Annotated in this window: 27 protein-coding genes; 4 read left to right on the top strand and 23 right to left on the bottom strand. The window is 52.1% G+C overall.

Features of this window, described 5'->3' with window-relative positions; all coding sequences use genetic code 11:
* Positions 1-167: 167 nt before the first annotated feature.
* Positions 168-464, top strand: a complete 297-nt coding sequence (locus AC0YNX_RS16815) for a DUF3055 domain-containing protein (protein ID WP_475816853.1) — start codon at positions 168-170, stop codon at positions 462-464.
* Between the two features lie 50 nt (positions 465-514).
* Positions 515-775, top strand: coding sequence for a hypothetical protein (locus AC0YNX_RS16810; protein ID WP_475816852.1), 261 nt, complete (start codon positions 515-517; stop codon positions 773-775).
* Positions 776-858: 83 nt separating this feature from the next.
* On the opposite strand, the gene AC0YNX_RS16805 is transcribed toward AC0YNX_RS16810, so the two are convergent.
* The 20 genes from AC0YNX_RS16805 to AC0YNX_RS16710 all read right to left on the bottom strand — a co-directional run bounded on the left by AC0YNX_RS16805 (position 859) and on the right by AC0YNX_RS16710 (position 19,921).
* Positions 859-2,262, bottom strand: a complete 1,404-nt coding sequence (locus AC0YNX_RS16805; RefSeq protein WP_475816851.1) for a phosphodiester glycosidase family protein — start codon at positions 2,260-2,262, stop codon at positions 859-861.
* A gap of 391 nt (positions 2,263-2,653) precedes the next feature.
* A complete protein-coding gene (locus AC0YNX_RS16800) occupies positions 2,654-5,143 on the bottom strand; it encodes a glycoside hydrolase family 38 N-terminal domain-containing protein (protein WP_475816850.1) in 2,490 nt (829 codons plus the stop codon).
* A 166-nt stretch (positions 5,144-5,309) separates the two neighbouring features.
* Positions 5,310-7,298 (bottom strand): right-handed parallel beta-helix repeat-containing protein, encoded by a 1,989-nt coding sequence (locus tag AC0YNX_RS16795; protein ID WP_475816849.1) that lies wholly within the window; start codon positions 7,296-7,298, stop codon positions 5,310-5,312.
* Positions 7,283-8,377, bottom strand: a complete 1,095-nt coding sequence (locus AC0YNX_RS16790) for a LacI family DNA-binding transcriptional regulator (RefSeq protein WP_475816848.1) — start codon at positions 8,375-8,377, stop codon at positions 7,283-7,285. Before AC0YNX_RS16790 ends, AC0YNX_RS16795 begins: the two co-directional genes overlap by 16 nt.
* Positions 8,340-8,741 (bottom strand): D-ribose pyranase, encoded by a 402-nt coding sequence (rbsD, locus tag AC0YNX_RS16785; RefSeq protein ID WP_475816847.1) that lies wholly within the window; start codon positions 8,739-8,741, stop codon positions 8,340-8,342. The genes AC0YNX_RS16790 and rbsD overlap by 38 nt, the downstream gene beginning before the upstream one ends.
* A 173-nt stretch (positions 8,742-8,914) precedes the next feature.
* A complete protein-coding gene (locus tag AC0YNX_RS16780; protein WP_475816846.1) occupies positions 8,915-9,829 on the bottom strand; it encodes a 5'-3' exonuclease in 915 nt (304 codons plus the stop codon).
* A 35-nt stretch (positions 9,830-9,864) separates the two neighbouring features.
* A complete protein-coding gene (locus AC0YNX_RS16775) occupies positions 9,865-11,079 on the bottom strand; it encodes an aminotransferase class I/II-fold pyridoxal phosphate-dependent enzyme (RefSeq protein WP_475816845.1) in 1,215 nt (404 codons plus the stop codon).
* Between the two features lie 32 nt (positions 11,080-11,111).
* Positions 11,112-11,474, bottom strand: coding sequence for a Spx/MgsR family RNA polymerase-binding regulatory protein (locus AC0YNX_RS16770; RefSeq protein WP_475816844.1), 363 nt, complete (start codon positions 11,472-11,474; stop codon positions 11,112-11,114).
* Between the two features lie 556 nt (positions 11,475-12,030).
* Complete coding sequence (locus AC0YNX_RS16765) at positions 12,031-13,011, bottom strand: RluA family pseudouridine synthase (RefSeq protein ID WP_475816843.1); 981 nt, start codon at positions 13,009-13,011, stop codon at positions 12,031-12,033.
* Positions 12,998-13,609, bottom strand: a complete 612-nt coding sequence (locus AC0YNX_RS16760; RefSeq protein WP_475816842.1) for a cob(I)yrinic acid a,c-diamide adenosyltransferase — start codon at positions 13,607-13,609, stop codon at positions 12,998-13,000. The genes AC0YNX_RS16765 and AC0YNX_RS16760 overlap by 14 nt, the downstream gene beginning before the upstream one ends.
* A 67-nt stretch (positions 13,610-13,676) precedes the next feature.
* Positions 13,677-14,849: an MFS transporter gene (locus tag AC0YNX_RS16755; RefSeq protein WP_475816841.1), complete on the bottom strand. Its 1,173-nt coding sequence runs from the start codon at positions 14,847-14,849 to the stop codon at positions 13,677-13,679.
* 102 nt (positions 14,850-14,951) lie between these two features.
* Entirely contained in the window at positions 14,952-15,164 is a 213-nt protein-coding gene (locus AC0YNX_RS16750; RefSeq protein WP_475816840.1) for a Spo0E family sporulation regulatory protein-aspartic acid phosphatase, read from the bottom strand.
* A 145-nt stretch (positions 15,165-15,309) separates the two neighbouring features.
* Positions 15,310-16,527: an aminotransferase class I/II-fold pyridoxal phosphate-dependent enzyme gene (locus tag AC0YNX_RS16745; RefSeq protein WP_475816839.1), complete on the bottom strand. Its 1,218-nt coding sequence runs from the start codon at positions 16,525-16,527 to the stop codon at positions 15,310-15,312.
* A gap of 16 nt (positions 16,528-16,543) precedes the next feature.
* A complete protein-coding gene (locus AC0YNX_RS16740; protein ID WP_474652494.1) occupies positions 16,544-17,035 on the bottom strand; it encodes an Lrp/AsnC family transcriptional regulator in 492 nt (163 codons plus the stop codon).
* A gap of 168 nt (positions 17,036-17,203) precedes the next feature.
* On the bottom strand, positions 17,204-17,680 hold the full coding sequence (locus AC0YNX_RS16735) for a spore coat protein (RefSeq protein WP_475816838.1): 477 nt from the start codon (positions 17,678-17,680) through the stop codon (positions 17,204-17,206).
* 19 nt (positions 17,681-17,699) lie between these two features.
* On the bottom strand, positions 17,700-17,924 hold the full coding sequence (locus AC0YNX_RS16730; protein ID WP_475816837.1) for a hypothetical protein: 225 nt from the start codon (positions 17,922-17,924) through the stop codon (positions 17,700-17,702).
* 117 nt (positions 17,925-18,041) lie between these two features.
* Positions 18,042-18,710, bottom strand: a complete 669-nt coding sequence (locus AC0YNX_RS16725; RefSeq protein ID WP_475816836.1) for a DUF2642 domain-containing protein — start codon at positions 18,708-18,710, stop codon at positions 18,042-18,044.
* An 83-nt stretch (positions 18,711-18,793) separates the two neighbouring features.
* Positions 18,794-19,033 (bottom strand): hypothetical protein, encoded by a 240-nt coding sequence (locus AC0YNX_RS16720; RefSeq protein ID WP_475816835.1) that lies wholly within the window; start codon positions 19,031-19,033, stop codon positions 18,794-18,796.
* A 97-nt stretch (positions 19,034-19,130) separates the two neighbouring features.
* Positions 19,131-19,691 (bottom strand): hypothetical protein, encoded by a 561-nt coding sequence (locus tag AC0YNX_RS16715; protein ID WP_475816834.1) that lies wholly within the window; start codon positions 19,689-19,691, stop codon positions 19,131-19,133.
* Positions 19,670-19,921, bottom strand: a complete 252-nt coding sequence (locus AC0YNX_RS16710; RefSeq protein WP_475816833.1) for a hypothetical protein — start codon at positions 19,919-19,921, stop codon at positions 19,670-19,672. The genes AC0YNX_RS16715 and AC0YNX_RS16710 overlap by 22 nt, the downstream gene beginning before the upstream one ends.
* 661 nt (positions 19,922-20,582) lie before the next feature.
* Between AC0YNX_RS16710 and AC0YNX_RS16705 the strand changes: the two genes are divergently transcribed.
* Both AC0YNX_RS16705 and AC0YNX_RS16700 read left to right on the top strand, forming a co-directional pair.
* Positions 20,583-20,957 (top strand): hypothetical protein, encoded by a 375-nt coding sequence (locus AC0YNX_RS16705; protein WP_475816832.1) that lies wholly within the window; start codon positions 20,583-20,585, stop codon positions 20,955-20,957.
* Entirely contained in the window at positions 20,957-22,030 is a 1,074-nt protein-coding gene (locus tag AC0YNX_RS16700) for a CotH kinase family protein (protein WP_475816831.1), read from the top strand. The genes AC0YNX_RS16705 and AC0YNX_RS16700 overlap by 1 nt, the downstream gene beginning before the upstream one ends.
* Positions 22,031-22,036: 6 nt before the next feature.
* On the opposite strand, the gene cysK is transcribed toward AC0YNX_RS16700, so the two are convergent.
* From cysK to AC0YNX_RS16685, 3 genes are all read right to left on the bottom strand, one after another.
* Positions 22,037-22,960, bottom strand: a complete 924-nt coding sequence (gene cysK / locus AC0YNX_RS16695) for a cysteine synthase A (RefSeq protein WP_475816830.1) — start codon at positions 22,958-22,960, stop codon at positions 22,037-22,039.
* A 21-nt stretch (positions 22,961-22,981) separates the two neighbouring features.
* Positions 22,982-24,313, bottom strand: coding sequence for an MFS transporter (locus tag AC0YNX_RS16690; RefSeq protein ID WP_475816829.1), 1,332 nt, complete (start codon positions 24,311-24,313; stop codon positions 22,982-22,984).
* An 89-nt stretch (positions 24,314-24,402) separates the two neighbouring features.
* Positions 24,403-24,972, bottom strand: coding sequence for a hypothetical protein (locus AC0YNX_RS16685; protein WP_475816828.1), 570 nt, complete (start codon positions 24,970-24,972; stop codon positions 24,403-24,405).
* Positions 24,973-25,098: the final 126 nt, after the last annotated feature.

Raw genomic sequence — 25,098 nt, 5'->3', positions numbered from 1 at the left:
CGAAAAGAGGTGCTTCCTCACGTACAACGATTTGATTGCTCACATCATAGCACAGCATCTATGGCAAGGCAACATCCAATTTTGCCAAAAGGTACCTAATGGTGTCGTTGCCCCATTCCAAAGAGTGATGCTATGATAGAGTGAGTTTAGAAGAGGAGCGAATTTCGATGCAAATGAATGATTATGATTTTATGTCCGATACCACGGAAGACACTTCGACCCGCTTCGTCACGTTCATCACGCCGAACCTGAAGCGATTCGATCTTGCACTTACATCGACGAATCGGTTCTACGGCAAGAAGCTCATCACCGATTTGCAAAGCGGCCGCACTGCAATTGTCGGTCAGGATGACCTGGACGAGGAAGGGTACCTGGAATTCACATTTAAGCTCACGGAAGAGGAAGCGATGGATCTTCGCCAGTTTTTAGAATTAGTGGTTGGAACGGTGAATTTTACCGACTAATCCCGGGTACACTGTGACGGTAAAACATTAGCCGCCATCAGGAGGTACCTATGTTTAAAGATAATCGCCAACCCTATGCTGACTTGAAAACGGTCGAATCCCAGCGAACTGATCTTGCCGCCGAAGAGTTTCCCGATGGCCCGTACGGGTCTAACCGGATCCTCGCGGAGTCGCTTAGCACGAACAGGCCTTGGCGGATCGATCAGCGCTCACCGAATCGATTCGATTACGAGAATCATGAGCTGCATGCAGGTATAGATCGTGATTATCCTGGTGATGATACTTACCCGGATGCAATGGATGAACCGTGAACAATAAACCGTCTGGCTTATGCCAGACGGTAAGGATTTATCAATATCCAGACCGTTTGGCATTTGCCAAACGGTTTTTTCTATTACCATTTCAATTGTTGACCGAATAGAAGGGCATTGCTGAGGGATCTTCCAGGTGCGGTGACGGTTTGGCCTTGGAACCACATTCCGGACGAAGCGCCTCCGTCGAGATTCATCGCTTGCTGCGCGCCAAGCTTCACCATCACTTGCGCCCACTGCTTCATTGTCGCCCCAGGCACCGTTGCGAGCAGAATGGAGCCGTCCTTCATGATGGCGATGCCGCTGCGCGCGCCGCCGCCTGTCAGGATCTTCGGATCTTGGAACCCCTCTGCGGCCGGATTAACGGTCACAGCACCATTCGTCACAAGTCGTGGCCCTGCGCCTACAGCGGTGTGAACATCAGACCAATCAAGCATCTTTCCCTGCATATTGGTTAAGCTCACTGTATATTCGACCTGCGAACCGACCTCGAACCGTTCCGCTTGCCCCTTTTCTCTACCTTGGAAAACGAGCACATATCCGTCTGACGGAATCGTTGCGTTAACTCCGTGATGAATTGCGACTACCTTGCGGTCCCGAACGACGACCGCCGCATCTGCTGCGAAGCCTAGCGTCTTGCCCCTTGAGGGCGTGAATAGCATCGCAGAAGCACTTCCTGTAGGCTTCCGATTCATGAAGTAGACATACCACGAGCCAGTGCCTCCTTGCTTGCGGCTAACCGTACCGCGCACATTGATGCGCAGCGAGTCCATCACGGCGCTTCCGTCCCAGCGAAAGCCGATCGTCGTTCCGCGGTTGCCAATATGCTCCGCCAGTCCGCTGCTGATGATATTGCCATAAGGATCTGGAATGTCCGTATACGCATCAAAAAATGTTCCGTTTATCGCGATGTCCGCCTTATAAAGCGAGGCGATTTGGCTGAGCGGCTGCGTCGTGCCGACACGCCTGTTCGCGATTCCTGCGGCAACCGGCATCCCTTTGGGAATCCGGATGGTGTTCACGGTAAACGTTGAACGACCTGCCGTCACTTTGCGAACTTCACGCTTCGGCTTGAATGCGAGCTGCGACGGCGCAGCCTTCGTGACGGTTACCGATAGCTTCAACACTGCGGCTTCTGAGCCTTCTGCTGCTGACGCCTTTATCGTCAGCGTCGTCGTGCCTGGTGCAATCGGTGACAATACGCCTGCCGAGTTTACGGATGCGACAGCTGGATTGCCTGTAGCATAATCCAGAAATGCTGGCTTGGCTAGCTTCAGCTTAGCGCTGACCGGCAGCTGTTTGCCGAGCGGAAGCGTTATGGAAGCAGTCGGATAGCTAATCAGCTTCGGCACGGACAGCTTCGTTTGAGTTTGAGCTTGAGCTTGTGCTTGTGCGGATGGCTGCGCCGCCCATACAGCGTCCGCTCCTGCAGTAATCATCGTGAGCGCCATCAGAGCAGCGATGGCTCGTAGTGCAGTTTTCTTCATAACTGGATTTACATCCCTTCTGACTGTATAAATTTGGATAGCACTTTATTTTCTTCGGCCACTTGGGCGATGAAATGAAGCGTTATACGTAAAAAAGAGACCGGAATGCTGCTCCGGTCTCTCTGGCTATTACGATTCGGCATGGCACAGCGACATGTTTGCTGTGTGCGCTATCTCGCTAACGAATCCTATTGACGCTATTTCGCGATTTCGGCGCTTTTCTCCAAGCTAACGAACTCCAGTGAAGTTATTTCACCATTTCAAGGTGATTTTCCACCGAAAAGCTTCAATAACGCTGCTGGAGTTCGTTAGGATGTGCAAAAGGTAATTTTAGCGCAAATAAGAACTGACTGATTCGTTAGGGGAGCCGGGGTTCCGGGGTTCCCGGGTACTACTCCTCCATCAACACCGTCTCGCTCAAAGACCGATCGCTTACAGAAACGCGGAACGTCTTCACCTCGAACGGCGCAAGCGCGACACGGCTTGATATACCGAGCACCGGAATCTCCACCGTCGTCTCCCGAGCGCTGCCCGTCGGCTCGAATAGTCGCAGAACATAGTCGTCGCCGCGCTCCACCTGCTTGAACGCGCCGAGCTGCACGACTGCATCCGTCAGCACGACGAGCGGCGTTACCGGCTCTCCGCGCCCCGAAGGGAAGAAGGATAGCGCGTACGGCACTTCATTATGAATCGCCGCTTCACGGTCCACCGCGCCGAGACGCTCTTCCACAGCTCCGCCGTTCAGCCAATATGTGAACTCGCGCTCGCCTTGATCGATTCGCGGCGAGAAGCGGTCCTGCACGATCAGCGGCCGTTCCATGATCGGATGCGCCGTGTAGCTTGGGCTGCGCAGCAGCGTTGGCCGGATCGCACCATTCTTGAAGTCCGAGCCGTACGTGCCGTTATTGATCAGCGTCAGCGCCACACCAGCCCCCGCTGAGCAAGCTGCTGTCCATTTCTGCGCGACAGCCTCCTGCCCGGTCGCATCAAGCTGCTGCACACCATACATCGTCTGGCCGATGTACGAAGCGCCGCCATCGCCAATAGCCGTCGGAATGGACAGTTTCAGCAATTTGTTCTTCTCGTTCCAGAAGACGCGGACATGCACTTCAAGCTCGCTACCCTGCTTCGGCAGCTTATAAGTAAGAACAAGCTTAGAGTCGTTATACGCGAGCATCGCTTCAACAACCGTGCGAACCTCACCGTCCTCAATGATGCGAACTGACGGCAGAAGCTCGTGGCGCAAGCCGGAGAAGTCTGATCCGGCACCTCGGTCCATCAGCTGGAACGAGCCAATGTCCGGCTCGAACCGGTTCGTATCCATCCGCCACGGGTCCTCATTATCCGCGACAACAATCGGTTGGAACGCCCGCTCCGTCACATAGGAGACACCGTCAATCGTGTACTCATCCAGCAGCCCGGTATTCGCGTTAATGACGGCAGTCATTCGATCGTTCGAGAAGCGGATGTATCCACCTTCGACGACAACTTGCGGCAACGGCTTGGCTGGCAGCATCTCAATGCGGCAGTCGAACCGGTTCATTGAGGATGGTGCAAGCTCGGCCTGGAAGACGACGCGTTTGCGCCAGTCCAAGTTAATATTGCTATGCTCTTTCTCCGGCTGCGACGGTATCCGTTTGCCGTCCTGATAAACGACTGGCATAGAGAATTCGTCCTTCCAGTTCTGGTCAGCAAGCATGAATTCGCATGCAAACACACCCTGAACCGGATAAGGATGCGGATTATAGATCAGGATCGGATACTCGCCATCCTCCGCTTTGCGCTGTCCCGAGGCAAGCGCGAAGAAGGCGCGCGCCTTCAGCCTTGAGACGATTTCAAGGCCGTGTCCAAGCAAGCGCAGCGATGCATCCTCTGCCGGCTGCACCGACGAGCCCGGCAAAATATCATGGAATTGCGCGGTCATCAGATCTTCCGTCGCCAGCCGCAACTCTTCCCGAGGATACACGAGCTTGCCTGCTACGGCGGCGGCAGATAGCATTTTTTCCGTTAAATAAAGCTCGTTCTCAAGCAACCGGTGCTTCTGCTTAATCCGAATCATGGATGTATAGCAGCCGACGAAGCGCGGATTCAAGTCCCCTTCATGCGCGGGCAGCTCTGCACGGTTCACCCCCAGATCGGCAAAATACTGCTCCGGCGTCGAATGCACAATTTCCACATCTGAATCACGGTTCGCCATCAAACCGCCAATCTCGTTCAAATCGACGCGGGAAGGACCGCCGCCATGATTGCCCACTCCCCACAGCATTAAGCCAAGCGATTTGCCCTCACGCTGCACATGCTCGAGTCGTTGTTCGATCGCGCCGCGCGCCTGCCCCATTAGCGTGTTGTACTGATAAGTTTGATGCGCCATCACCTCAGAGCCGTCGAAGCCGATCCAGCGAAATTCGCGCTCAGGTCCGACCGTATGATCATCCGGACGCATGAACAGATAGGAGTCGAAGCCAGCTTGACTCATCAACTGCACCAAGCCGCGGGAATGTCCGAAGGAGTCGAAGTTAATCGCCGTCGTAGGCCGAGCGCCGAACTTCTCTGCGAAATACGCGCGTCCATGCAGCATTTGCCGCACAATCGACTCGCCAGAAGGCATGTTACAGTCAGGCTGCAAATACCATCCGCCCATTATATGCCACTTGCCTAACCGCACCAGCTCCTGAATTTCCGTAAACAGCTCAGGTTCATATTCTTCAATCCATTTGTACAGAATGACTTCGTTATGATTGAAAACATACCCCTCATACTCCCTGCAAAATTCAGCCGCAGCCCTGAACGTCGACACTGCTGCCGCCGCTCCTTCTTCCCATTCCCACTGCCATACAGGGTCCAAATGCGCATTGCTTAGTAAGTGAAGCTTCGCCGCCATCTGTTCATCCTCCTGGAAATATTTTTGTCTTACGCTCATGTTCGTTAGCAACATAAAATGTTTCTATCAAACATACAATACCGCACATTTCCAGCACTGTCGATAGAAAAGAAAGAAGGCGATTCTACCGCTCATAGCGTCTAGTAGATTCGCCTTCTTCTCCCTGCTATTCTTGTACAAATGCGATCTCGTCGAACCAAATTGTAAAGTCGCCTCCGATAGACGTGATCTGCAGTTCCAATAGGTTCAGCTGGTTCATGTCGGGATTGCCAGCCATGCTGCGCACCCATCCGTTCTCTTCACCAGTGAGCGGGAGACAATGATGCGACCAGCCGGTTCGCGCTTCCGAAGCGATCTGCGTCCACTCGAACAGCGGCCGTGCGGCAACCCACTGCACATATCGGTCATCTGTTTGTTTCATGCGAACGGTGAGCGCAGACGGAGGGAAACCTCCCCATGTCTCATGCGAGAATTTGATCCAGAAGTGGAGCTCACAGCCGAGGGTGATAGCTTCACTCGCCGCTGCATTAGGCATATCATGCTGCAGCTTCACAAGCGATGATGAGGATTGCAGCTGCAAGGATGGTCCAGTATCAAGCGACTCTAGCTCATTCACAGCAAGCAGCACGCTGCGGCTCGGAATGGCTTCCTTCATAACTATTGATGCCATATCGAAGCGATGCATCACTCGCTCCTCTGCCGGCAATACATTGAGATCAATCCAGTCGATATCTGCTGCGCCTGATGGGCTAATGACCGTAAGCCCCACACGATAAAATCCCGGATCTGCGTATACATGTTCGAGAACTGCAGCCTCGCTTCTTGTTCGATCCCCCAAGTCCCATAGGTAGGTCAAGTTGCCGCCGTCAGCATCCTGGCTGAACGAGCCGTCGAATTCCACTATGCCCCCTGCGCGCGGACTTACAGTCGTGAGTGTTGCCACAGCGACTGGCGATGCTCCTTGTGTTTCACACACCGTAACATCCGAGACATTAACTTCATGATGGAAGTCTCCGCTACCATTGCCAGTTATGGTGTTGCCTGCAAAATACAGCTGTTTCGCATGTTTGATATAAACACCGTATGTGTCGTTATCCGTAATCTCGTTCTGTTCGACGATCCAATGGCTCGCTTCATAGCCTTCCTTATAACCAATCGCAAGGCCCACGCTCTTATTATGATGAATCCGATTGCGCCGCATCGTAAAGTGGCTGCTCGAGCCGTTCACGACCGCGATGCCCGCATTGCCGAATTTCTCTGGTGCGTTCGCGACTCTAATGCCATTGTAGGCAGCTTCATTCTCGATGAGCACCGCGTGGCACGAGCCGCCGAGCCAGAAGCCGTAGCTGGAGTGATTGCCCTTATTGCGCACGAACACATTGCCTGGATCCCATACTTCCCACGCATTGTTGTGCGCATAGGAAGCATCGTTATTCTCAAAATAGTTGCCCGTGCTTACAAAGCCATTCAGCGAGCGAATAAATACGCCATCCCCGCCGTATGTAAAGTCATTATTCCGAATTCGGTTGTCATTCGATCCCGTCTCGATCAGCACGGAGGTTGAATCCCTAGCATGGACCTCCCCTGGGGCGATTCGGATACCATAATTCATGACGTTGCTGTCGATCTCGTTGCCCGAAGATCCCCATAGCTTCAAACATACATTCGTGCAATTGGCGAATGTGTTGCTGAATATTTGGTTACGATCTGCGTATCTCAAATAAAGCCCGTTCCAGACCCGATTCCCGATATTCCGGGAGATGACGCACTCAGTCACACGCTCCAGAATCAACGCGCCGTACGGCTCGCCGTCGCCCCAGCCATAATCAGGATCTGTATAGTTGTCAGAGAAATCATTGCCGTCAATTACCCAGCCGGAGCCGTTCGATACCTTCATGCCAACTTTGAAGCCATGCACGTTAAGGTTCTTCACTGTAACACCGCTATAGCCGTTGCAAAAAACACCCGTACCGTCGAAGCTGTGAATGTTGCTGAGCTTTCCTCTGCCGCGAATGACGGCTCCATTGCCATCAATCGTAATATGGTCGGCTGCAATAACGATGCCCTTGCTATTGCTAAAGTAATAGTCCCCTGGTTCAAAAATAACATCCTCGGTAATAATCATACCCGCATATGGCTTTATATTTTGCAGCATGCTGCCCGCTTGACCTCCACTTCTGAATGGGATTCAATCCGTTTGATCGTGATGGATGAAGTCGAGCTGCGCTCAATCAGCTGAACGTCCAGCTCGTAGAACCGATTCTCTCCGCCGTTTGATTCGATCTTGCCAATAAGGATCTCTGCCGCCATCTTGCCCATCTCTGCAATCGGCTGGGCAATCGTGGTCAGCTCCGGCTCGGTCATGCGGGTCATGCCGATGCCGTCGAAGCCGCACAATGCAATCTGCTCCGGCACTCGGATGCCCCGTCGAATCAACGCTTTCAGCGCACCAATCGCCATCATATCATTGCCCGCGAAGATGCCGTCCACGTCGGGATGGCGTTCGAGCAGCAGATGGACCGCCTCAATCCCGCTCTCAACGCAGTCACCAGGAATGAGCAGAGATGGCGAATACCAGGAATATTGCTGCGCAACTTGCTCATAGCCTTCAAGACGCTCACGTGCGGTGACGATGGATTGCGGTCCATAGATATGCGCGATCTTGCGGCAACCCTTGTCTAGCAGATGCTGAACAGCGAGCTTGGCACCTTTACGGTTGTCAGCACGAATGATACTGCAGTTATCCGCATTTCCGCTCCGGTCGAGTACGACAATAGGCGTGCCGGATTGACTCAGCTCCTGCAGATCCTCATGCAATAACGAATCCGATGCAAATATAAACCCGGCAACGCTGTTGCGATGGAGCGCTTTAATATATTCGAGTTCCTTTTCCCGGTTATTATCCGAGTTGCACAGGATGAGCGTGTAGCCTCGGCTGAGGCAAATATCCTCTACCGCTCGCGCGAGCTCCGGAAAGAACGGGTTCGATATATCTGGCAGGACGAGTGCGATAACTTCCATCCTCTTTCCTGTAAGCCCGCGTGCAATCGAGCTTGGCTGATAGTTCAGTGCCTCGATGGCTAGTTTGACTTTGCGTTCCGTCTCCTTGTTCACGTAACCGTTGCGGTTGATCAACCGGGACACCGTAGCGACGGAGACGCCTGCAAGCGCAGCTACCTCGCGAATCGTAGCCACCTTAGAATACAACGCCGCAGACAAGGGATACATTCGCATACGGAGTAAATTCTCCTGTTCGGATAACCGCCCGCGCACCTTGCTGCACATGCTTCTTGAATGCTTGATGAGACAATTGATGAATCGGCAATTGAGTTCCTGTCAGCTCTATCATTTGACTGTACAGCTCCGGACTCTTCTCAATCATTTCTTCAGCGATAACGAGCTCCTGGACGCAAAGCTCATTCAGAATGACTTGCAGCGTCTCGATGAACCCCGGCACGCCTTGCGTCAATGCGAGGTCGATACGCTTCATGTCCGCAGGGATCGGATAGCCGCTATCGCAAATAACAAGCTCATCCAAATGGCCGAGCTCCGCAATCAATTTTGAAATTTCCGGATGCAAGAGTGGTGACTTCTTCATAAGGACTCCTTTCATTCATTCAAATGGCAAGACATGATGTGGTACCGGTTACATAACTCAGCGATAGACTAGCATGGAAGCGTTTTCCTGTCAACGACGAAATGGGTTGGAGTAAAGAAAAAAGCCGAGCACGGATGTGATCCGCCTCGGCCTTGATAGTTAAAACTGTAGAATTATACGGTTGCGAACGGGTCCAGCTCACGTACCGGATGGCCGTCGAGAATCTTTACCAACGCTCCGAATTCGAGTTCTTCGAACTTCTGCGCCGCCGCATCCTTCGTAATATGCCAGCTGCATGCGGATAGCTCACAGCTTACCGGTACATTGATGCGAATCGTTGCAAGGTCACGGGATAGGTGCAGCATATCAAGATCGGCTTCGATTTTGGCACGAACACCTTTCGGCAGCTTCTCCAAGTTCAGCAGCACGCCTTCGATCGACTGGTATTCCTGGATGAGCTTGAGTGCTGTCTTCTCGCCAATTCCTTTGACACCTGGGTAGTTGTCGCTTGTATCGCCCATGAAGCCTTTCAGATCGATAACTTGCGTCGGCGTCAGCTGTCTCTCTTCGAGCAGAACTGCTGGATCGTAGACCGCATAATTCAGCTTGCCCTTCTTCATGATGACCACCTTCACCGTTTCGCTGACGAGCTGGAGCATATCATGGTCACCTGTAAGGATGTAAACTTCTGATTCCGAGCTAAGCTGAGTAGCAAGCGTGCCGAGGCAATCATCTGCTTCGAAACCGACGATGCCAATATTCTGAATGCCCATCGATTCGACAACGTCTTTCACCAGATCGAATTGCGGAATAAGCTCCTCCGGCGCTTCGCCCCGATTGCCCTTGTAGTCGGCGAACTGCTCGGTGCGGAAGGTCTTGCTCCCCATATCCCAACAGCAGACGACATGCGTCGGTTTGAACGTGTTAATCGCGTCAAAGAAATATTGGATAAAGCCATAGACTGCGTTCGTTGGCAGTCCTGCTTTCGTTTTGCGAATGTAACCAGTATAGGATGTTGCGTAGAACGCACGGAATAGTATCGCCATCCCATCGACAAGCAGCACTTTGCGGTTCGTGTTCTCGGACATGTGATCTCCCCCTTGATGATATCATTTATAGTAATCTATGATTCCAGTTCGCCTCTTATGAATCTTCCAATTCGCTCTGCAGCCTCTACTAATCTAGCTTCGCTCTCAACAAGCGCGATTCGGACATAGCCCTCACCTTCAGCTCCAAAAGCATCGCCAGGGATGACAGCGACTCCAGCCCGTTCGAGCATTTCCCGGGAAATGCGACGAGAGTCCCAAGGTTCCGACAGTTTCCATGTCATGTCAGGAAGCTTTGCCCAGATGAACATGGTCGCTTTCGGATTCGGCACTTCCCAGCCTTGACGGTGAAGGGCTTGGACGAATTCATCACGGCGCTTCTCGTAAAGTGTCCCGACCGGCTTATGGGTCGCCGGATCCATATCCTGCTGCAGTGCAATGATGCCTGCCTCTTGGACCGGGAGAAATACTCCGTAGTCAATGTTCGCCTTCAGCTCGCGCAGCGCTGCGACGGCTTCCCGATTTCCAGCCAGAAAGCCGATGCGGCAGCCAGCCATATTGAAGCTTTTGGACAAGGAATGGAACTCTACTGCAATGTCTAGCGCACCTTCTGCTTGCAAAATACTAGGAGGCCAGTAGCCGTCGAATGCCATCTCCGAGTAGGCTAGATCGTGAACGATCAGCACATTATGTCGCTTCGCGTATGTGATGGCTTTATTGAAGAATTCCAAATCCGCCACCGCAGACACCGGATTACTCGGATAGTTCAACAGCATGAACTTTGTGCGCTGCCACACCTCCTCCGGAATGGCATCGAAGTCGGGCAGGAACTGATTCTCTTCCCGCAGCGGCATAAGATACGGCTCCACGCCTGCAAGTGCAAGCCCCGCAGCATAGACGGGATAACCCGGATCTGGGAGGAGTGCAATATCTCCGGGATTGCACAGCGAGAGCGCCAAGTGGCCAAGGCCGTCTTGAGAGCCCATTAGGGAAACAAGCTCGTGCTCAGGATTAATCTGGACGCCGAACCGATAAGCCAGCCAATCCGACGCTTGCTTCAAGAAGCGAGCAGATCCTTTGGAGCCGGGATAGCCGTATGCATTGTCGCGCAGCACCGCTTCGCTAAGCGCAGTGCGGATGGCTTGCGAGGGCGGCAGATCCGGACTGCCAATACTCAAATCAATAACGTCGACGGCACGGTCAATCGCCGCCTTCTTCCACTCTGCTACTTCCGCAAAAATTGACGAGCCTAGATGAGACAGTCGCTCGGCGCGCCATCCTTTTGTAGTCACTGTATTCGTGCCTCCCTATGTCGATCAGTATGTTATCCGCGCCACACTTGCTCGAAATCTTCTTCTTTGAAGCCAACGGTTACCGTAGTGCCATCTGTAACGACAGGGCGCTTAATGAGGCGGCCGTTCGACGCAAGCAGCTCAATCTTCTCTTGATCGGACATGCTCGGCAGCTTGTCTTTCAAGCCGAGCTCCTTGTACACTTCGCCGGAAGTGTTGAAGAACTTCTTCACTTCGAGCCCGCTCCGCTTAACGAGGTCCGCAATCACGTTCGCAGGCGGCGCCGATTCAAACACATTATGAGACTCGAGCTCGTAACCTTGACTCTTCAGCTTCTTAATCGCGCTGCGGCATGTGCCGCATTTGGGATATTCGTAGATGGTTAGTTTTTTCATAAATACTCCTCTGACCCCTAAATCCCCTAGAAGGGGACCCCGAGGGCTCCCGCCCTCTGGACACCTAATGGTATAACGTTGGTGTAAGAGAGGTGTTCGTATGTTGGTTTTGTGGGTTATTAGTTGAAATGCCCGTGAAGCAAATCCCTGGGGGATCTGCTTTAGCTGCTTTCGGCGGTTTTTGCCAATGTGAATCCCGGGGAGATCTTCTTTGGCTACTTTAGCCGCTTTCCCGCCGATGTGTATCCCTGAGGGATACTCTTTTGCTACTTTCAGCGATTTTCTGCCAATGTGAATCCCTGGGGGATACTCTTTAGCTACTTTCGGCGGTTTCCCGCCAATGTGAATCCCTGGGGGATACTCTTTAGCTACGTTCGGCGGTTTTCCGCCGATGTGTATCCCTGGGGGATACTCTTTTAGCTACTTTGTGCGGATTCCTGCCGATGTGAGGTACCTGCTACCCCTCATTCACCATTTCGGGCGAATTTACGCCAAAGTAGGGTACCAATTACCCCTCTTTCACCATTTCAGCTGACTCAACCAGCTGCATCGCTCGCTACTCCAGCGCTCCGAGAGCCGCCTCGAGCTGCTGAAGATCATCCGGCAGAGCAGCTTCGAATGTCATCTGCTCTCCGGTCATCGGATGCTTGAATGAGAGGATCGCCGCGTGGAGAGCTTGACGCTGAACAGGCGCTTCAAGCTCCGGCGAGCCGCCTTCGGCTCCCTCTCCTGCGAACCCGTACAGCTTATCGCCGATAAGCGGGCAGCCGATATGCTTCATATGCACCCGAATCTGGTGCGTCCGCCCTGTCTCCAGCTTGATGCGCACCTTCGCTGCGGCACCGCCGCCATAGACGGCTTCGACCTCATAATGCGTGACGGACGGATATCCATCCAACCGAACTACACGCAAATGCGGATTGTCCGTATCACGATCAATTGGCTGGTCGATGGTACCCGCGACTTCCGCCGGGCATCCGTATACATAAGCACGATACCGCTTGTTCACTTCGCCAGCCTGCAGCTGCTCCGATAGCTGCTGGTGAATGTACGGATTCTTCGCGATCGCGACAAGGCCGCTCGTCTCTTCATCGAGCCGATGAATCGGACGGAACCGGACTTTCTCCCCTCGCGATTTCCAATGGTACACAACACCATTTGCCAGTGTCCCCGTATAATGGCCTTGCGTCGGATGAACAATAAGTCCTGGCGGCTTGTTCACGATAAGTAAGTACTTATCCTCGAACACAATATCAAGCGCCATCGACTCAGGCAAAATATCATCGGACTCTTCTTGCTCCATCCGTATCTCTATCAAGTCTCCAACAGCTATGCGATCATTCGTATATACACGCTCGCCATTAACCGTAATGCCCAGCTCTGTCAGCTTCAGTCGCGACAACAGCTTGCGGGAAACGCCGAGGCGGCGCTCCAGCACATTACGCACCATTTTTCCGTCATCTTCGCTACTTACAACAACTGCAAGCGGCTCATAATATTCCGCAGCAATTGGCACAATTCTCTTATGATGTTCCATTGCTTCCTTCCTGTCTCTCTTTTCCGTCATCACTCTTCTTGCGGAATACATCCGCACTCCGTATATATTCAGTATCCGGCACACCGAGCTTCGCATTCGCCGCGCGTGCAGCTGCGAAGAAATAATCGGACAACCGGTTCATATAAGTTTGTACCGGCTCATGTACTTGCAGCTCTGCGGCCAGCGTCACAATACGACGCTCTGCTCTACGGCAAACCGTACGGCACACGTGCAGCAGCGCCGACACCTCACTGCCGCCTGGCAATATAAACTTCGTAATCGCCGGAGCCGCGTCCGTATGCGCATCAATCCAGCCTTCTAGACGCGCAGCCGAGGCCGCAGTCATCTTAAGCTCGCGTCCGTTCGGATCGGCAAAAGCGAGGTCCGACCCGCAGTCGAACAGCTCCTGCTGGATTTCGAGCAGCTCAACCACAAGTTCCTGAAGCCCCGCCGACGCAGCGACCGCAGCCGTTTGACAGACAAAGCTGTTCAACTCATCCACAGTGCCATAAGCCTCAACCCGGCTATCGTCTTTGCGAACCCGGCCGCCTTTGACCGAGGTATTGCCTTTATCGCCTGTACGCGTATACAGTTTCACCGCTCGCCACCATCCCGTCCTATGAAAATCCTACTCCCCATCATAGCACAAAAGCCGCTGCTCACGCCTAGGTGGAGCCAATTTCCTGAGCTGCCATACTGCCTCGCTTTCCGTAAACGGCAAGCAGAATGAGACTGAACAAAAGCGCACATAAAGACAAGCTTGAAATAATCAAATAGAAGTAATGCATCCCTGCCGCCTCATACAACACGCCGCCCCCATAGGAAGCAACGATGCCCGATACGCCAAAGAACAGCAGCGCAAGCACAGTTTGACCTGTCGCTTTCCACTCTTCCGGCACAATCCGGTACAGATACTGGATCGCCGCTGAGTAGAAAATCGGGAACGTGAACATTTGCAAGCCTTGAATATAGACCAGCGCGTGCGGGTCAGTCACCCATGCCGAAATAAAGAACCGCAGGAAGTAGAAGAAGCTTGCAAAAGCAATCATCGCCAGCTCCCTGCCTTTACGCATCCACCAGAAGCTCAGCGCAAAGACGAGGATTTCCGTGCCAGCCGCGAGGAACCACGCTTGCCCGACAAGCTCCGGACTGCCGCCGAGATCATGCAGCGAAACGCCCATGTACGTGTCATTCATTCGGGACGGCACAGCGGCGAGAAATATCAAAACAAGAAACATCAATGTTTCACGATGGCTCAGAAACTTGCTGAGGCTCTTCATCGAAACCGGCTTGCTCGCCGAAGGCGCATCCGTCAAGGTCAAACAGACGACAAAGCTCACCGCGCATAATGCAGCGAAGAGCGGCGCCATCCCGTTCACGCCGAAGTAGAGCATGACGTAACCAACAGCCAGCGACATAACAGCGTAGCCGAGCGCACCGAATGTGCGAATTGAGCCATAGCTGACACCGCGAAGCTCGGAGGTCTGGAAGTTAAGGCTCTCCGTCAGCGGATCCATCGGCAGCAGGAAGCAGTAGAGCAGCATCGTGAACAGAACGAGCAAGAGGAAGCTGCCTGAAGCATAGAGCAGATAGCCAAGCACCGCCGAGCACGCGATTAGCACAAGCAGTACCTTGCGAATCGTCTTGGCACGGTCGCTTATCATTCCCCAGAACGGCTGGGCGAAGATCGATACGAAGCCGCCCGTTCCGATAATGATGCCGATCTTCGTAGCAGATTGTCCTTGCGCATCCAGATAGACAGGCAGGAATGAGATAAACATCGCGAGCAACGCGAAGAATAAAAAGTTAAATAGGCGCAGATTAGTCGGGGATTTCATGTTAAATCGTTTACTCCTTCTTCTTTTTGTACAAAAGAAAAGAAGTCCTTGATCAGGACCTCTTCCTCTCTCGAAGTCAAGCGCCGATTAGATCAGCCTGTCTCACGACTGCTGAGTTGCGTAGCTTCTTCGAAATTGCATATATTCGTTTATCTTCACATCGAGAAGTCGGCTTATCCCAATAACCTTCTCCGAACTGAATGTTGCTTCTTCAATATAGGACTGTTCCATCTTGACACGCAGCGCATAGATCTCGTCTTCAAGAAGACGTATGGATGAGGACATAAGCTTACGACCCGTTTTTGCACAAGCCATTGCCATCCCTCCTGTCATCAGCTCAACGAAAGTAAACTTGCGCGCACAGTATAAAGTTTTTCTAAATTATAACAAAGTTTGGGAATTCTGAGTAGTATCCAATTTAAGTCAAATTTATGACAAATCATCCTGCTTATCACAAAAGCTAGTTGCCTTTAAGCTCTCTTACGTAAAGTCCGATACGCTCAATCGCTTCAGTGATCAGATTGACATGTGTCGCATAGGAGCAGCGCAGATGGCCTTCTCCACCGAGACCGAAGACATCGCCCGGTACAGCCGCTACTTTATGCTTATTCAAGAGGCCTGTCGCAAACTCTTCCGAAGTAAGCCCGAGGCCTGCGATGGAAGGGAATGCATAGAACGCACCTTGCGGTTCGTGGCAATCAAGGCCAATCTCACGGAAGCCCTTAACAACGATTCTACGGCGCTGGTTATACGACTCCACCATTCGATCCTTCTCTTCCATGCCGTTGCGAAGCGCCTCAAGCGCTGCAACCTGTGCCATATTGGAAGCACACATAACGGTATACTGATGAATCTTGAGCATTGCCGAGATCAACTCAGGATGGCCGCATGCATAACCAATCCGCCAGCCCGTCATCGCGAATGCCTTGGAGAAGCCGCTAACCAGAATCGTGCGTTCCTTCATGCCGGGCATCGCAGCGAAGCTAACATGCTTCGTGCCGTAAGTAAGCTCTGCATAGATTTCATCAGAGATAACGATAAGATCATTCTCTTCCACAACCTTAGCGATCGGCAACCAGTCTTCATAGGTCATGATGCCGCCTGTCGGGTTGCTTGGGTAACATAGAATCAACACTTTCGAACGCGGTGTAATGACTGCCCGGAGCGATTCAGCCGTCAGCTTGAAGTTATCCTTCGCGAACGTCTCAACGCCAACGGGAACACCGCCGCTGAGCGCTGTGATCGGCGAATAAGAGATATAGCATGGCTCTGGCACAAGAATCTCGTCACCTGGTTCAATCAAGGCACGCAGCGCAAGGTCGATCGCTTCACTGCCGCCGACGGTCACGATGATTTCATTGGCAGGCTCATACTTCACATCAAACTCGCGGTTCAAATAAATGCCGATTTCTTCGCGCAGCTCAGGCGTACCTGCATTCGATGTATACTGCGTCTTGCCCGTTTCAAGTGCATACACGCTTGCTTCGCGCACATGCCATGGCGTCACGAAATCTGGTTCGCCTACGCCAAGTGTAATAATATCTTTGCGTCCGCTTGCCAAATCAAAAAATCTGCGAATGCCGGACGGTTTAATCGACCGTACCTGCTCCGAGAGATAATCCGACATGGATGCGCGGCGGGTTAATGTTCCGGTTTGCTTTTCCTCGTCTTTAATCATACGGAATTAGGCCCCTTTACGGTGAGACAAGAAGACGGTGGTCGTCCTCATGCTCTTCGAATATAATGCCGTCCTGCTTATATTTCTTAAGAATAAAGAATGTTTTCGTAGAGAGTACAGCGTCGATTGGCGACAGTTTATTCGATACGAAGGATGCGACGTCCTTAAGCGTCTTGCCTTGCACCTCAACGAGCAAATCGTATGCGCCGGACATCAGATAAACCGATTTCACTTCCGGATATAAGTAAATCCGTTCAGCGATGCCTTCGAAACCGCGGCCCCGCTCCGGTGTAATTTGAACTTCAATAAGTGCAGTTACTTTCTCGTCTTCAACCTTGCTCCAATTAACAACGGTCGCATATTTGACGATGATATGATCCTGCTCCAATTCCGCAATCGCCTGCTTTACCTCCGCGGCGGGCGCGTCAAGCATTGTCGCGATTAAATCCGCGCTGCGTCTTGCATCCTCTTTAAGCAGTTCAAGTATTTGCCTTTTTCGTTCATTCATCGTCAAACCCTCCTGTTTCCTTCACCATGCGAAGCTTCCAAGCCTCCAAAGTGAAATAGCTATAAAGATTATATTACAACGAATTAGGGCGTCCTGCAAAGCAGAAAACAAATACTGGGTTTCCTCACTAAAAAAGACCCCGAGGGGTCTTAGGCGGCGCCGCTGTCCTTACATATAGTACGGATTCGGGTTATGTTGATGCTGGGACTGTCCCGCATGCTGTTGATACTGCGTGTTTTGCAGTTGTTGATATTGCATCGGCTGATACTGCTGCTGCATGCGATTGCCGCCTCCCCCAAGGGAGAGCTGCTGCAGAAATTGGTCTGTCTTCTGCGCGGTCTGCTGATTCTGCTTCAGCTGCTTATCGATCTCCTGCCTGAGCGCAGGCGAGGATGTGCTGTACATATTGTTCTGTTCCATAAACTTAAACAGCTGTCCCTGCATCTGCAGCGTGCTGTTTAGCAGATTCGTAAAGAGCGAACGCACTTGCTGGCAGCTCGATTCTGTCGCAGCCGTCGTATATTCGCTCACGACGCGCTTCAAGTCGGCTAGTACCGTATAGGCTAAATCTTCATCGGTCAGTAAGTGATGATGCTGGGCTTGTCCTTGCTGTTGTTGCTGTTGTTGATATGGTTGCTGGTACATGATCGCGATCCTCCCCTTGTTATTGCTGCGGCTGCGTCGGCGCTAGCTGCTGATGCTGGCTAATGGATTGAAGCAGCATCTGCACATGCTGCTTATGGGTTTGAATCATTTGCTGACCTAGCTGACGTAAGGCGATATTGGTTGCGGACTCAGCCATAACTGCATTTTGCTTAATGAGCAAATCCTCATTGGAGATCGAATCCACCAAATACTCGAGTTCCTTGCCTGTTAAAGCTTGAAGCAATGTGTGTACCTCCTGAAAGTAAATAATGTCTTTCCTTGACTATGGTGTCCTTGCTTCCCATTTCCTATGTAGCCGTTTCTCCCCGCAGAAGGGGAAGAAAGCGGTGAGTCTTGCGGGTTATGGCAGATGAACGGTTTTGACATGATCGAAATGAAGATATACCGGGTTGCCGCCTGCTGTAGACAGTTCGATCATATTTTGTTCGAGGCCCTTGAGTACGCCGATCTTGTTCGGATTCTCCCCTAAGTCGAGGATGACAAATTCTCCAATCAGCTTGCGAAGCTGTTGATCGAAGGTTCTGGCGAGTGTAATAGGCGAGGGTTTGAGCGGAAATTGCTCCGGAGTGAGCGTATATGGCGTCACATTGGGGTTGTATGGAATTAAATATTTAAGATGCTGCAACGAGACGATAACGGAATGGTATACAGGAGAGTAGAAGACGAAGAAATCGTTCATTACGCTGGTCAAGTAGCCATGGATCGACTGATTGCCGGTTATATAGAGCTCAGAGAACATCCCTTTGGCATTCATAAGCACTTTGCGGTAAGAAATCGGATCGTTCTGCGGTTCAAAAGGGAGCTCAGGGACATCAATCTCTTGCTGCGAATCGCTCTTGGCCAGCCTAAGCTGCTGCAGATGGATCAAAGGAACGTACAGAAATTGCGTACCGTTATGAAGCACGAGAATATCTTGACCTAGATCAATGAGCTTGCCGCGAATGGGCACCGTCTTTCCTGAGATGTCAAGCTCGACATAACGGTCTAATAAAGGGTGACGATGTTTCATGAAATCGGCCTCCTTTCATCCTATTAAATGCGTCCATGCATAGAGACTGAGTTGACTTGCAAGCAGCGTTGCCCGCCGCCGGCTTAGAATAGCGGACACTGATATACAAAAGCAAGTTCCGAAGCGAGAAAGCGGATCAGACCAGTTTGCTGCAAGCCGTCCACAATCACATCAATACCGAACGCAAAGAAGAGGAGGTACCAAGGAGTCTTTGCCGCCACATCTCGCACGCAAGCGACGACGATGATCATGCAAATCAGAAACAGCCGCCAATCGACAGGAAGACTTTCTGGAAATGGTGTATGTGTGCTGGAAGTTATCATGAATCTCTCCCCTTGTCAGCGTTTAAGGCTTTAGCCGGGGCCGACTGAACACAACCGAGCCCCGACGCGAACCTTGGCCTTATTAACCGTGGGAGAATTATTTCCCTGATCTGCAGCTTTTGCCGTTACGGCCGCCTTTAGCCGAAGCATTACGGTTGTTGCGAGCGCCGCCTGTACCGCCGCTGCTGCCACCGCTTTTATTGCCGCCGCTGCCGCCAGTACCACGGCTGCCTTGGCTGCCTTTGCTGCCGCCGCTTGCATAGATGCCAGCAGTTTTAACAGTTTTGATGTGGTAAAGCGGGATTTGGACCAATTCTTGACCAACTACGAGCATGAGAGCTTGGTTGCCAACTTGTGCGACGAAGCCTTCAATACGTTCTGGGCCGCCCCAGTTGATTTGAACGAATTTGCGAACCAGTTTGTGAAGCACGCCATTGAAGCTGTCTGCGGTGATATATTTGTAGTGATCCATGCCATGTCCGTGGCTGGAGCTACCTGGAAGATCTGTTACGCTTTTTACATGCGATGCATTGATATACACGAAGCCTGTGCTATTCCGAAGCACAAGATAACCTGTTTTAACACCAACCAATCGGCCATCAAGCGATTCAGGACCTCCGCGATTAATGCGAACGTTCATACCCATTTGAGATTCCAAGAAGTTTTGCCCTCCCGATTCATTTTTAGGTGGATGATTACCAGTTCCTTGCGTTCTTTGACCGCTTCTGTTTCCGCTTCTGTTGCAGCAGCCACCATTTCCCATTTGCCAGTTGTTGTTTCTAACTTCCATACCAAAATCCCTCCGTAAAGTAATAGATTTTGACCTGTACCACGACGAAAGCACCGGTGCAAATACGTGACGATTCGACTGCCAAACTTACGGTTCATCCATCTCGCTTCGGCATTCATCCCTCCATTACTTGCCTCGGTGAAATCTATCATGGGAGACAATTTATAATGTATTTATATGTATCCCGTATCGTAGTGGTACTAGTTTCATATCTATTTTCTAGAAGATTAAGCATTAACCCAGTGCGATTAATAGATTCGCAACATAGCTTGTATTAGAAACTATTAAAGGAGGATTAACATACTTTGCAAAGAAAAATGACGACTTCGACACAAGGCTCGCAAGGCTCCCGTGGGTCTCAAGGCTCGCAAGGATCTCGTGGCTCTCAAGGTTCGCAAGGCTCCCGTGGTTCCAATGGTTCTCAAGGGTCCCGTGGCTCCAATGGTTCTCAAGGGTCCCGTGGTTCCAATGGTTCTCAAGGGTCCCGTGGTTCCAACGGTTCTCAAGGGTCCCATGGCTCTAACGGTTCTCAAGGGTCCCGTGGTTCCAACGGTTCACGCGGTTCTCAAGGCTCGCAAGGCTCGCAAGGATCTCAAGGTTCTCGTGGTTCCCAAGGTTCTCGCGGCTGGGATCCGGACAATGAATACAACTGGGGAAACAGCAGCACTGACGGTTCCTTCGGCACAAGCGCGAAAATAAGAGGAAATAACCAAGGTACTCAAGGTTCCTGCGGCGACACTCAAGGTTCTCGAGGCTCCAATGGATCCCGCGGTTCCCAAGGTACTCAAGGCACTCAAGGTTCTCGTGGTTCCAACGGTTCTCGCGGCTCTAACGGATCTTGCGGTGACCAAGGTTCACGCGGCTCCAACGGTTCTCAAGGTACTCAAGGCACTCAAGGTTCACGTGGCTCTAACGGATCTCGCGGATCCCAAGGTACTCAGGGCACTCAAGGTTCACGTGGCTCTAACGGATCTCGCGGTACTCAAGGTTCACGCGGCTCCAATGGCTCGAACGGCTCCCACTGCTAACTCGCAGCGAGCGAAAGCACCATTAGACGAATATCCGCATAGTGTAAATAAGCTGAAGCCTATCGAATGCGATAGGCTTTATCTTTTGGCTAAGGAGATGGTCTAATGTCCGGGGAAGGACTTCCTACTCGTAAAATAACAATTGACCTCGAAGATTTGCGGAGGCTGGAATCGGACGTTTGGAGCAACGAGTTCGCTCCCGTCAAACTGGAGATGAACGGCGTCGTGATGGATGCTCAGCTTCGGTTCCGCGGCGGTCACACGCGCAATTATCCGAAGAAATCATATGAGATTCATTATGGATATAATCGAATTCTGCACTGGAACGCCGAATTTGACGATCCTTCAATGATTCGCAATGCGCTCTCTTTTCAATTTTTCAATCTGATGGGTGTCCCCTCGCCAACGACGAGGCATATGTGGCTGGAATGGAACGGCAATCCGCATGGCTGCTACTTAGAGCTTGAATCGGTTGACTCGAGATTCTTCCGTAAACGGGGCATTGGGGCGAGATCGCTGATCTATGCTGTTAATGACAAAGCAAACTTCAGCAATATTGATCCTTACACCGATACGGTCAAGGAGACGATGTTCGAGGGATATCGGGTAATGAAAGGGACGGATTATACGCGTACGAAGCTCATCCGTTTCGTCAGACGCATTAATCGGCCGGCGAATTCTTCGCTGCGGACTTATTTGGCGAACCGGCTTGATGTCTATTTATATTTGAAATGGCTCGCAGGCGCAGTGCTGACCGGCAACTACGACGGGTTCGACCAGAACTACGCGCTGTATGAACATACAAGCACAGGCAGATACCGGATCATTCCGTGGGATTATGAAGGCACATGGGGGAGAAACTGCTACGGCAAGCTATGCGGTAGCGATCTTGTTGATGTGAAGGGGTATAACACGCTTACGCGGAAGGTGCTTTCCTACAAATCCTGCAGGCAGGTTTATCGTAAAATCCTCTCGAATATGCTCGCAACCAAATTTACAGTCGAAACGATTGCGCCGATGATTGCGAACCTGTACGAGAAGCTGGGACCGGCAATTCGGGATGATTTTACGCGCAAATGGCCCTATTACGCCTTCGAACAGGAGCCGCAAACCTTTATCGACTACATTGAAGAGCGCAGGGCCATTGTGCAAGATGTGCTCGATACGTGGAAAGATTAAACCAATTTAGGAATCAAAAAGTCCCATACTTAAATACCGCTCGCCGCTGTCTGGCGCAATGCAAAGCACTCGCCCGCCCTCGCCAATTCGGCGGGCTTGCTCCATTGCCGCCCATACTGAAGCGCCGGAGGATGGACCGAGCAGCAGCCCTTCTTCTCTGGCGAGACGGCGCATGGTCACAATCGCATCGTCATCGGACACGCGAACGATTTCGTCATACACCGATGTATTCAGAATAGCCGGCACGAAGCCCGGACTTGTGCCAACGAGCTTATGCGGACCCGGCTTGCCACCTGATAACACAGGAGAACCAAGCGGCTCGACGACAGCTACATACAGCCCTGGCAGCGCCGCTTTAAGAGTCTCTCCGGTGCCGGTGATCGTGCCTCCGGTACCTGCCGAAGCGACAAACACATCGAGCCTGCTCCCTGTCTGACGCAATATCTCCTGTGCAGTCGTGATGCGATGAATGTCCGGATTCGCATGGTTCTCGAATTGATTCGGGATATAGCTGCCCGGACGCTCAGCTTGCAGCTCGAACGCGCGTTTAATCGCGCCAGGCATCCGCTCGGCGGCCGGCGTCAACACGACCTCCGCGCCATAAGCTTTGAGCAGGCCGATTCGCTCCTTGCTCATATTGTCCGGCATGACCAGAATCAGCTTATAGCCTTTAGCTGCAGCATTCATCGCGAGACCGATGCCGGTGTTGCCGCTGGTCGGCTCAATAATTGTCGCTCCCGGAGCGATAATGCCTTTCTGCTCTGCGGAGGCAATCAGCGAGAAGGCAGCGCGATCCTTCACGCTGCCGCTCGGGTTGAAGCGCTCAAGCTTCACGAGCACCTCAGCCATCCCAGGCTGTCTCAATCTTCTTAAAGCAACGACCGGCGTTTCGCCGATCAATTCGGTTACATCGTTTACAATACGGGGCATATTCAGCCCTTCCCTTCCCCATCAGCCTCTCGAAGGAGAGGCACGTTCTTTATCAACATGCGCCGCCCGAAGGATCGGCCGCATTAACAACCATCCAATGATCGGAAAAGCGCCTACAGCCAGCATTAGCGATGGCACGACATACTTGGAGCCATCTATGAACGGCAGAACAAGCAAATACGCCGTAACTCCAATTACACGGCCTACCGTGAGTCCCGCCTCTCTCAGAATGACGAACTCCTCCCGCTGCTTGGCGCTGTCCTCATCGCTTCCGATGAGATCAAATACGGCCGATGTCATCGGTATAATATATAGAGGCATGAATAGCGCCGTTCCCAGACCAAAGATAAGTAAGGTTCGGTAATCCAGTGGCATGAACAGCACCGCGACAACAGCCGTAACCGCAATCGAGCCAATCATCATAGCGCCGTTTCTTCGATTCGGCTTCAACATCCTTCCGATCAGCCAGAAGCTCACGAGTGCAACGAGCGACGTTATTAAGGAGAAATTGCCGAGCTTCCCTTCATTCTTCGTCGCAATGTAGACAAGCAGGCCGATGAAGAACATGAAGACGCCTTCGCGCACTCCTTGCGCAATAATTGCCGGCACCGCCAGCCGCCAGCGGTTCCCACGCTCGCGCAGGATGCGAAAACCGTGAAACCATTCATACGTACCGCTAGATTCCCGTTTCTTCAGCCAGAAGCTGAGCACGACCGCAACGGCGAAGATAATAGCCGATACGGTAAAAATAATACTGTAACCGCGCTCGCCCTTATTCATTGTAATCAGCCAGCCCGAAATCCATGGCGCAATAATGCCCGCACCAGACCCGAGCAACCCGGCCCACCCATTGAACCGGTCTCGGTTGCCAGGCTCCGTGATCTCGAAGTAGACAACGTTGAACGCGAGCCAGAAGCAGCCATTGCCAATTCCGATTAGCAAGCCGAGTGGCACAATATAAGAGATAGCCGTCTTGCCAAGCAGCAGCACGACAAAATAGAAAACTCCGGACAGCGCAACGCCGAGCCGGAGGCTGTTCATTTTGTTATGCTGCTTCACCCATTTGCCAGCCAACCAGAACGTAAGACCGCTTACGACAAACTGGGTTAAATTGAACCAACCGATCAGCGCGAACGAACCGCTCGCTTTCCATAAGTAGACCGGCAGAAACGTGCCGGACAGCGCATTCGCGATACCGAGCAGCGCCTGTACCGCGAGCAACAGAATCGCTTGGCTGTCCAGCGCGCGACTGTCCATATTTCGTTTGTTTCCTTCATTCGATACCGTGCGAAGCTTCTCTCGCGTCTTACCGGCATGCCAGCGTGATTGCACTGTATGTTTGCCTTGCTCCAATAGCGAACCCTCCCGCCTGCTGCTTATAAGCTGCAGCGTTCTAGGCGTAAGTTACCCCCATATGGGATGCGGCATGCCGGAAAATGCTTCTAGTCCTGCAAATCCGACGCTTTGGCTAGCAAGCTGACCAGGCGTTCCTGAGCCTTCACCGAAAGTCTGCTCTGAGTATGGAAGCATGACGGGCATACATAAAGCACTAGCTCGAACGGTGTTGCCAGAATAGGCTCACCGAGTGCAGTAGGCACTTTGGGCGTAAAGCGCTTCTCCTTCACCGTCTGCGTGCCCGCTTCCAGCATAAACTCGCGGCAGGACGGACATTCAGGCGCTTCCAGCTGCTCGTCCAGAATACGGTTCATTGTCTCTTCAAGCGCGAGTTGATCACGATTGTACGGTCTCAGCTCGGACAAGTCATGGGAATGTTCAGTCTCATCTTCATACTCTTCATCCCAGTCACTCTCGCCCACTTGTGCATTTGAATCTGCCGTGCCCTCTGCTTCTTCATCATCCAGCTCCATGCCGAATTGAAGCGTGCGGTAGCCGGACAGCTCATTCTCGCAGTGCGGACAATTGCGCTCTGGTCCGATTTCTTCATCCCATACAATCTCGGTTTGGCACCAAGGACAGATCGTATGTTCATCGTGTTCGTGTTTCTCGTTCATTGTTGGTTCTCTCCCTACTGCAAATTATTGAAGCAAATATACGACGCCGAATATAACGAAAAGTGCGGCAAGCGCAAACAGCGTTCCCCATAAATATTTCATTTGTTTAGCAACAGCCTTTCAACA

The organism is Paenibacillus sp. J31R98 (genome assembly GCF_056269245.1).
The sequence above is the reverse complement of the archived record's forward strand: the minus strand, read 5'-3'. Positions and strand labels throughout refer to the sequence as shown.

Excerpts from the sequence above, each read along its gene's own strand:
- AC0YNX_RS16700 (WP_475816831.1), top strand. The coding sequence starts at position 20,957 with ATGTCCGGGGAAGGACTTCCTACTCGTAAAATAACAATTGACCTCGAA.
- AC0YNX_RS16790 (WP_475816848.1), bottom strand. The coding sequence starts at position 8,377 with ATGCGAATGTATCCCTTGTCTGCGGCGTTGTATTCTAAGGTGGCTACG.
- AC0YNX_RS16710 (WP_475816833.1), bottom strand. The coding sequence starts at position 19,921 with ATGAACCGTAAGTTTGGCAGTCGAATCGTCACGTATTTGCACCGGTGC.
- AC0YNX_RS16685 (WP_475816828.1), bottom strand. The coding sequence starts at position 24,972 with ATGAACGAGAAACACGAACACGATGAACATACGATCTGTCCTTGGTGC.
- AC0YNX_RS16745 (WP_475816839.1), bottom strand. The coding sequence starts at position 16,527 with ATGATTAAAGACGAGGAAAAGCAAACCGGAACATTAACCCGCCGCGCA.
- AC0YNX_RS16740 (WP_474652494.1), bottom strand. The coding sequence starts at position 17,035 with ATGAATGAACGAAAAAGGCAAATACTTGAACTGCTTAAAGAGGATGCA.
- AC0YNX_RS16705 (WP_475816832.1), top strand. The coding sequence starts at position 20,583 with ATGGATCCCGCGGTTCCCAAGGTACTCAAGGCACTCAAGGTTCTCGTG.
- AC0YNX_RS16795 (WP_475816849.1), bottom strand. The coding sequence starts at position 7,298 with ATGCTGCAAAATATAAAGCCATATGCGGGTATGATTATTACCGAGGAT.
- AC0YNX_RS16810 (WP_475816852.1), top strand. The coding sequence starts at position 515 with ATGTTTAAAGATAATCGCCAACCCTATGCTGACTTGAAAACGGTCGAA.
- AC0YNX_RS16800 (WP_475816850.1), bottom strand. The coding sequence starts at position 5,143 with ATGGCGGCGAAGCTTCACTTACTAAGCAATGCGCATTTGGACCCTGTA.
- rbsD (WP_475816847.1), bottom strand. The coding sequence starts at position 8,741 with ATGAAGAAGTCACCACTCTTGCATCCGGAAATTTCAAAATTGATTGCG.
- AC0YNX_RS16735 (WP_475816838.1), bottom strand. The coding sequence starts at position 17,680 with ATGTACCAGCAACCATATCAACAACAGCAACAACAGCAAGGACAAGCC.
- AC0YNX_RS16765 (WP_475816843.1), bottom strand. The coding sequence starts at position 13,011 with ATGGAACATCATAAGAGAATTGTGCCAATTGCTGCGGAATATTATGAG.
- AC0YNX_RS16805 (WP_475816851.1), bottom strand. The coding sequence starts at position 2,262 with ATGAAGAAAACTGCACTACGAGCCATCGCTGCTCTGATGGCGCTCACG.
- AC0YNX_RS16770 (WP_475816844.1), bottom strand. The coding sequence starts at position 11,474 with ATGAAAAAACTAACCATCTACGAATATCCCAAATGCGGCACATGCCGC.
- AC0YNX_RS16750 (WP_475816840.1), bottom strand. The coding sequence starts at position 15,164 with ATGGCTTGTGCAAAAACGGGTCGTAAGCTTATGTCCTCATCCATACGT.
- AC0YNX_RS16725 (WP_475816836.1), bottom strand. The coding sequence starts at position 18,710 with ATGAAACATCGTCACCCTTTATTAGACCGTTATGTCGAGCTTGACATC.
- AC0YNX_RS16815 (WP_475816853.1), top strand. The coding sequence starts at position 168 with ATGCAAATGAATGATTATGATTTTATGTCCGATACCACGGAAGACACT.
- AC0YNX_RS16720 (WP_475816835.1), bottom strand. The coding sequence starts at position 19,033 with ATGATAACTTCCAGCACACATACACCATTTCCAGAAAGTCTTCCTGTC.
- AC0YNX_RS16755 (WP_475816841.1), bottom strand. The coding sequence starts at position 14,849 with ATGAAATCCCCGACTAATCTGCGCCTATTTAACTTTTTATTCTTCGCG.
- cysK (WP_475816830.1), bottom strand. The coding sequence starts at position 22,960 with ATGCCCCGTATTGTAAACGATGTAACCGAATTGATCGGCGAAACGCCG.
- AC0YNX_RS16780 (WP_475816846.1), bottom strand. The coding sequence starts at position 9,829 with ATGTCCGAGAACACGAACCGCAAAGTGCTGCTTGTCGATGGGATGGCG.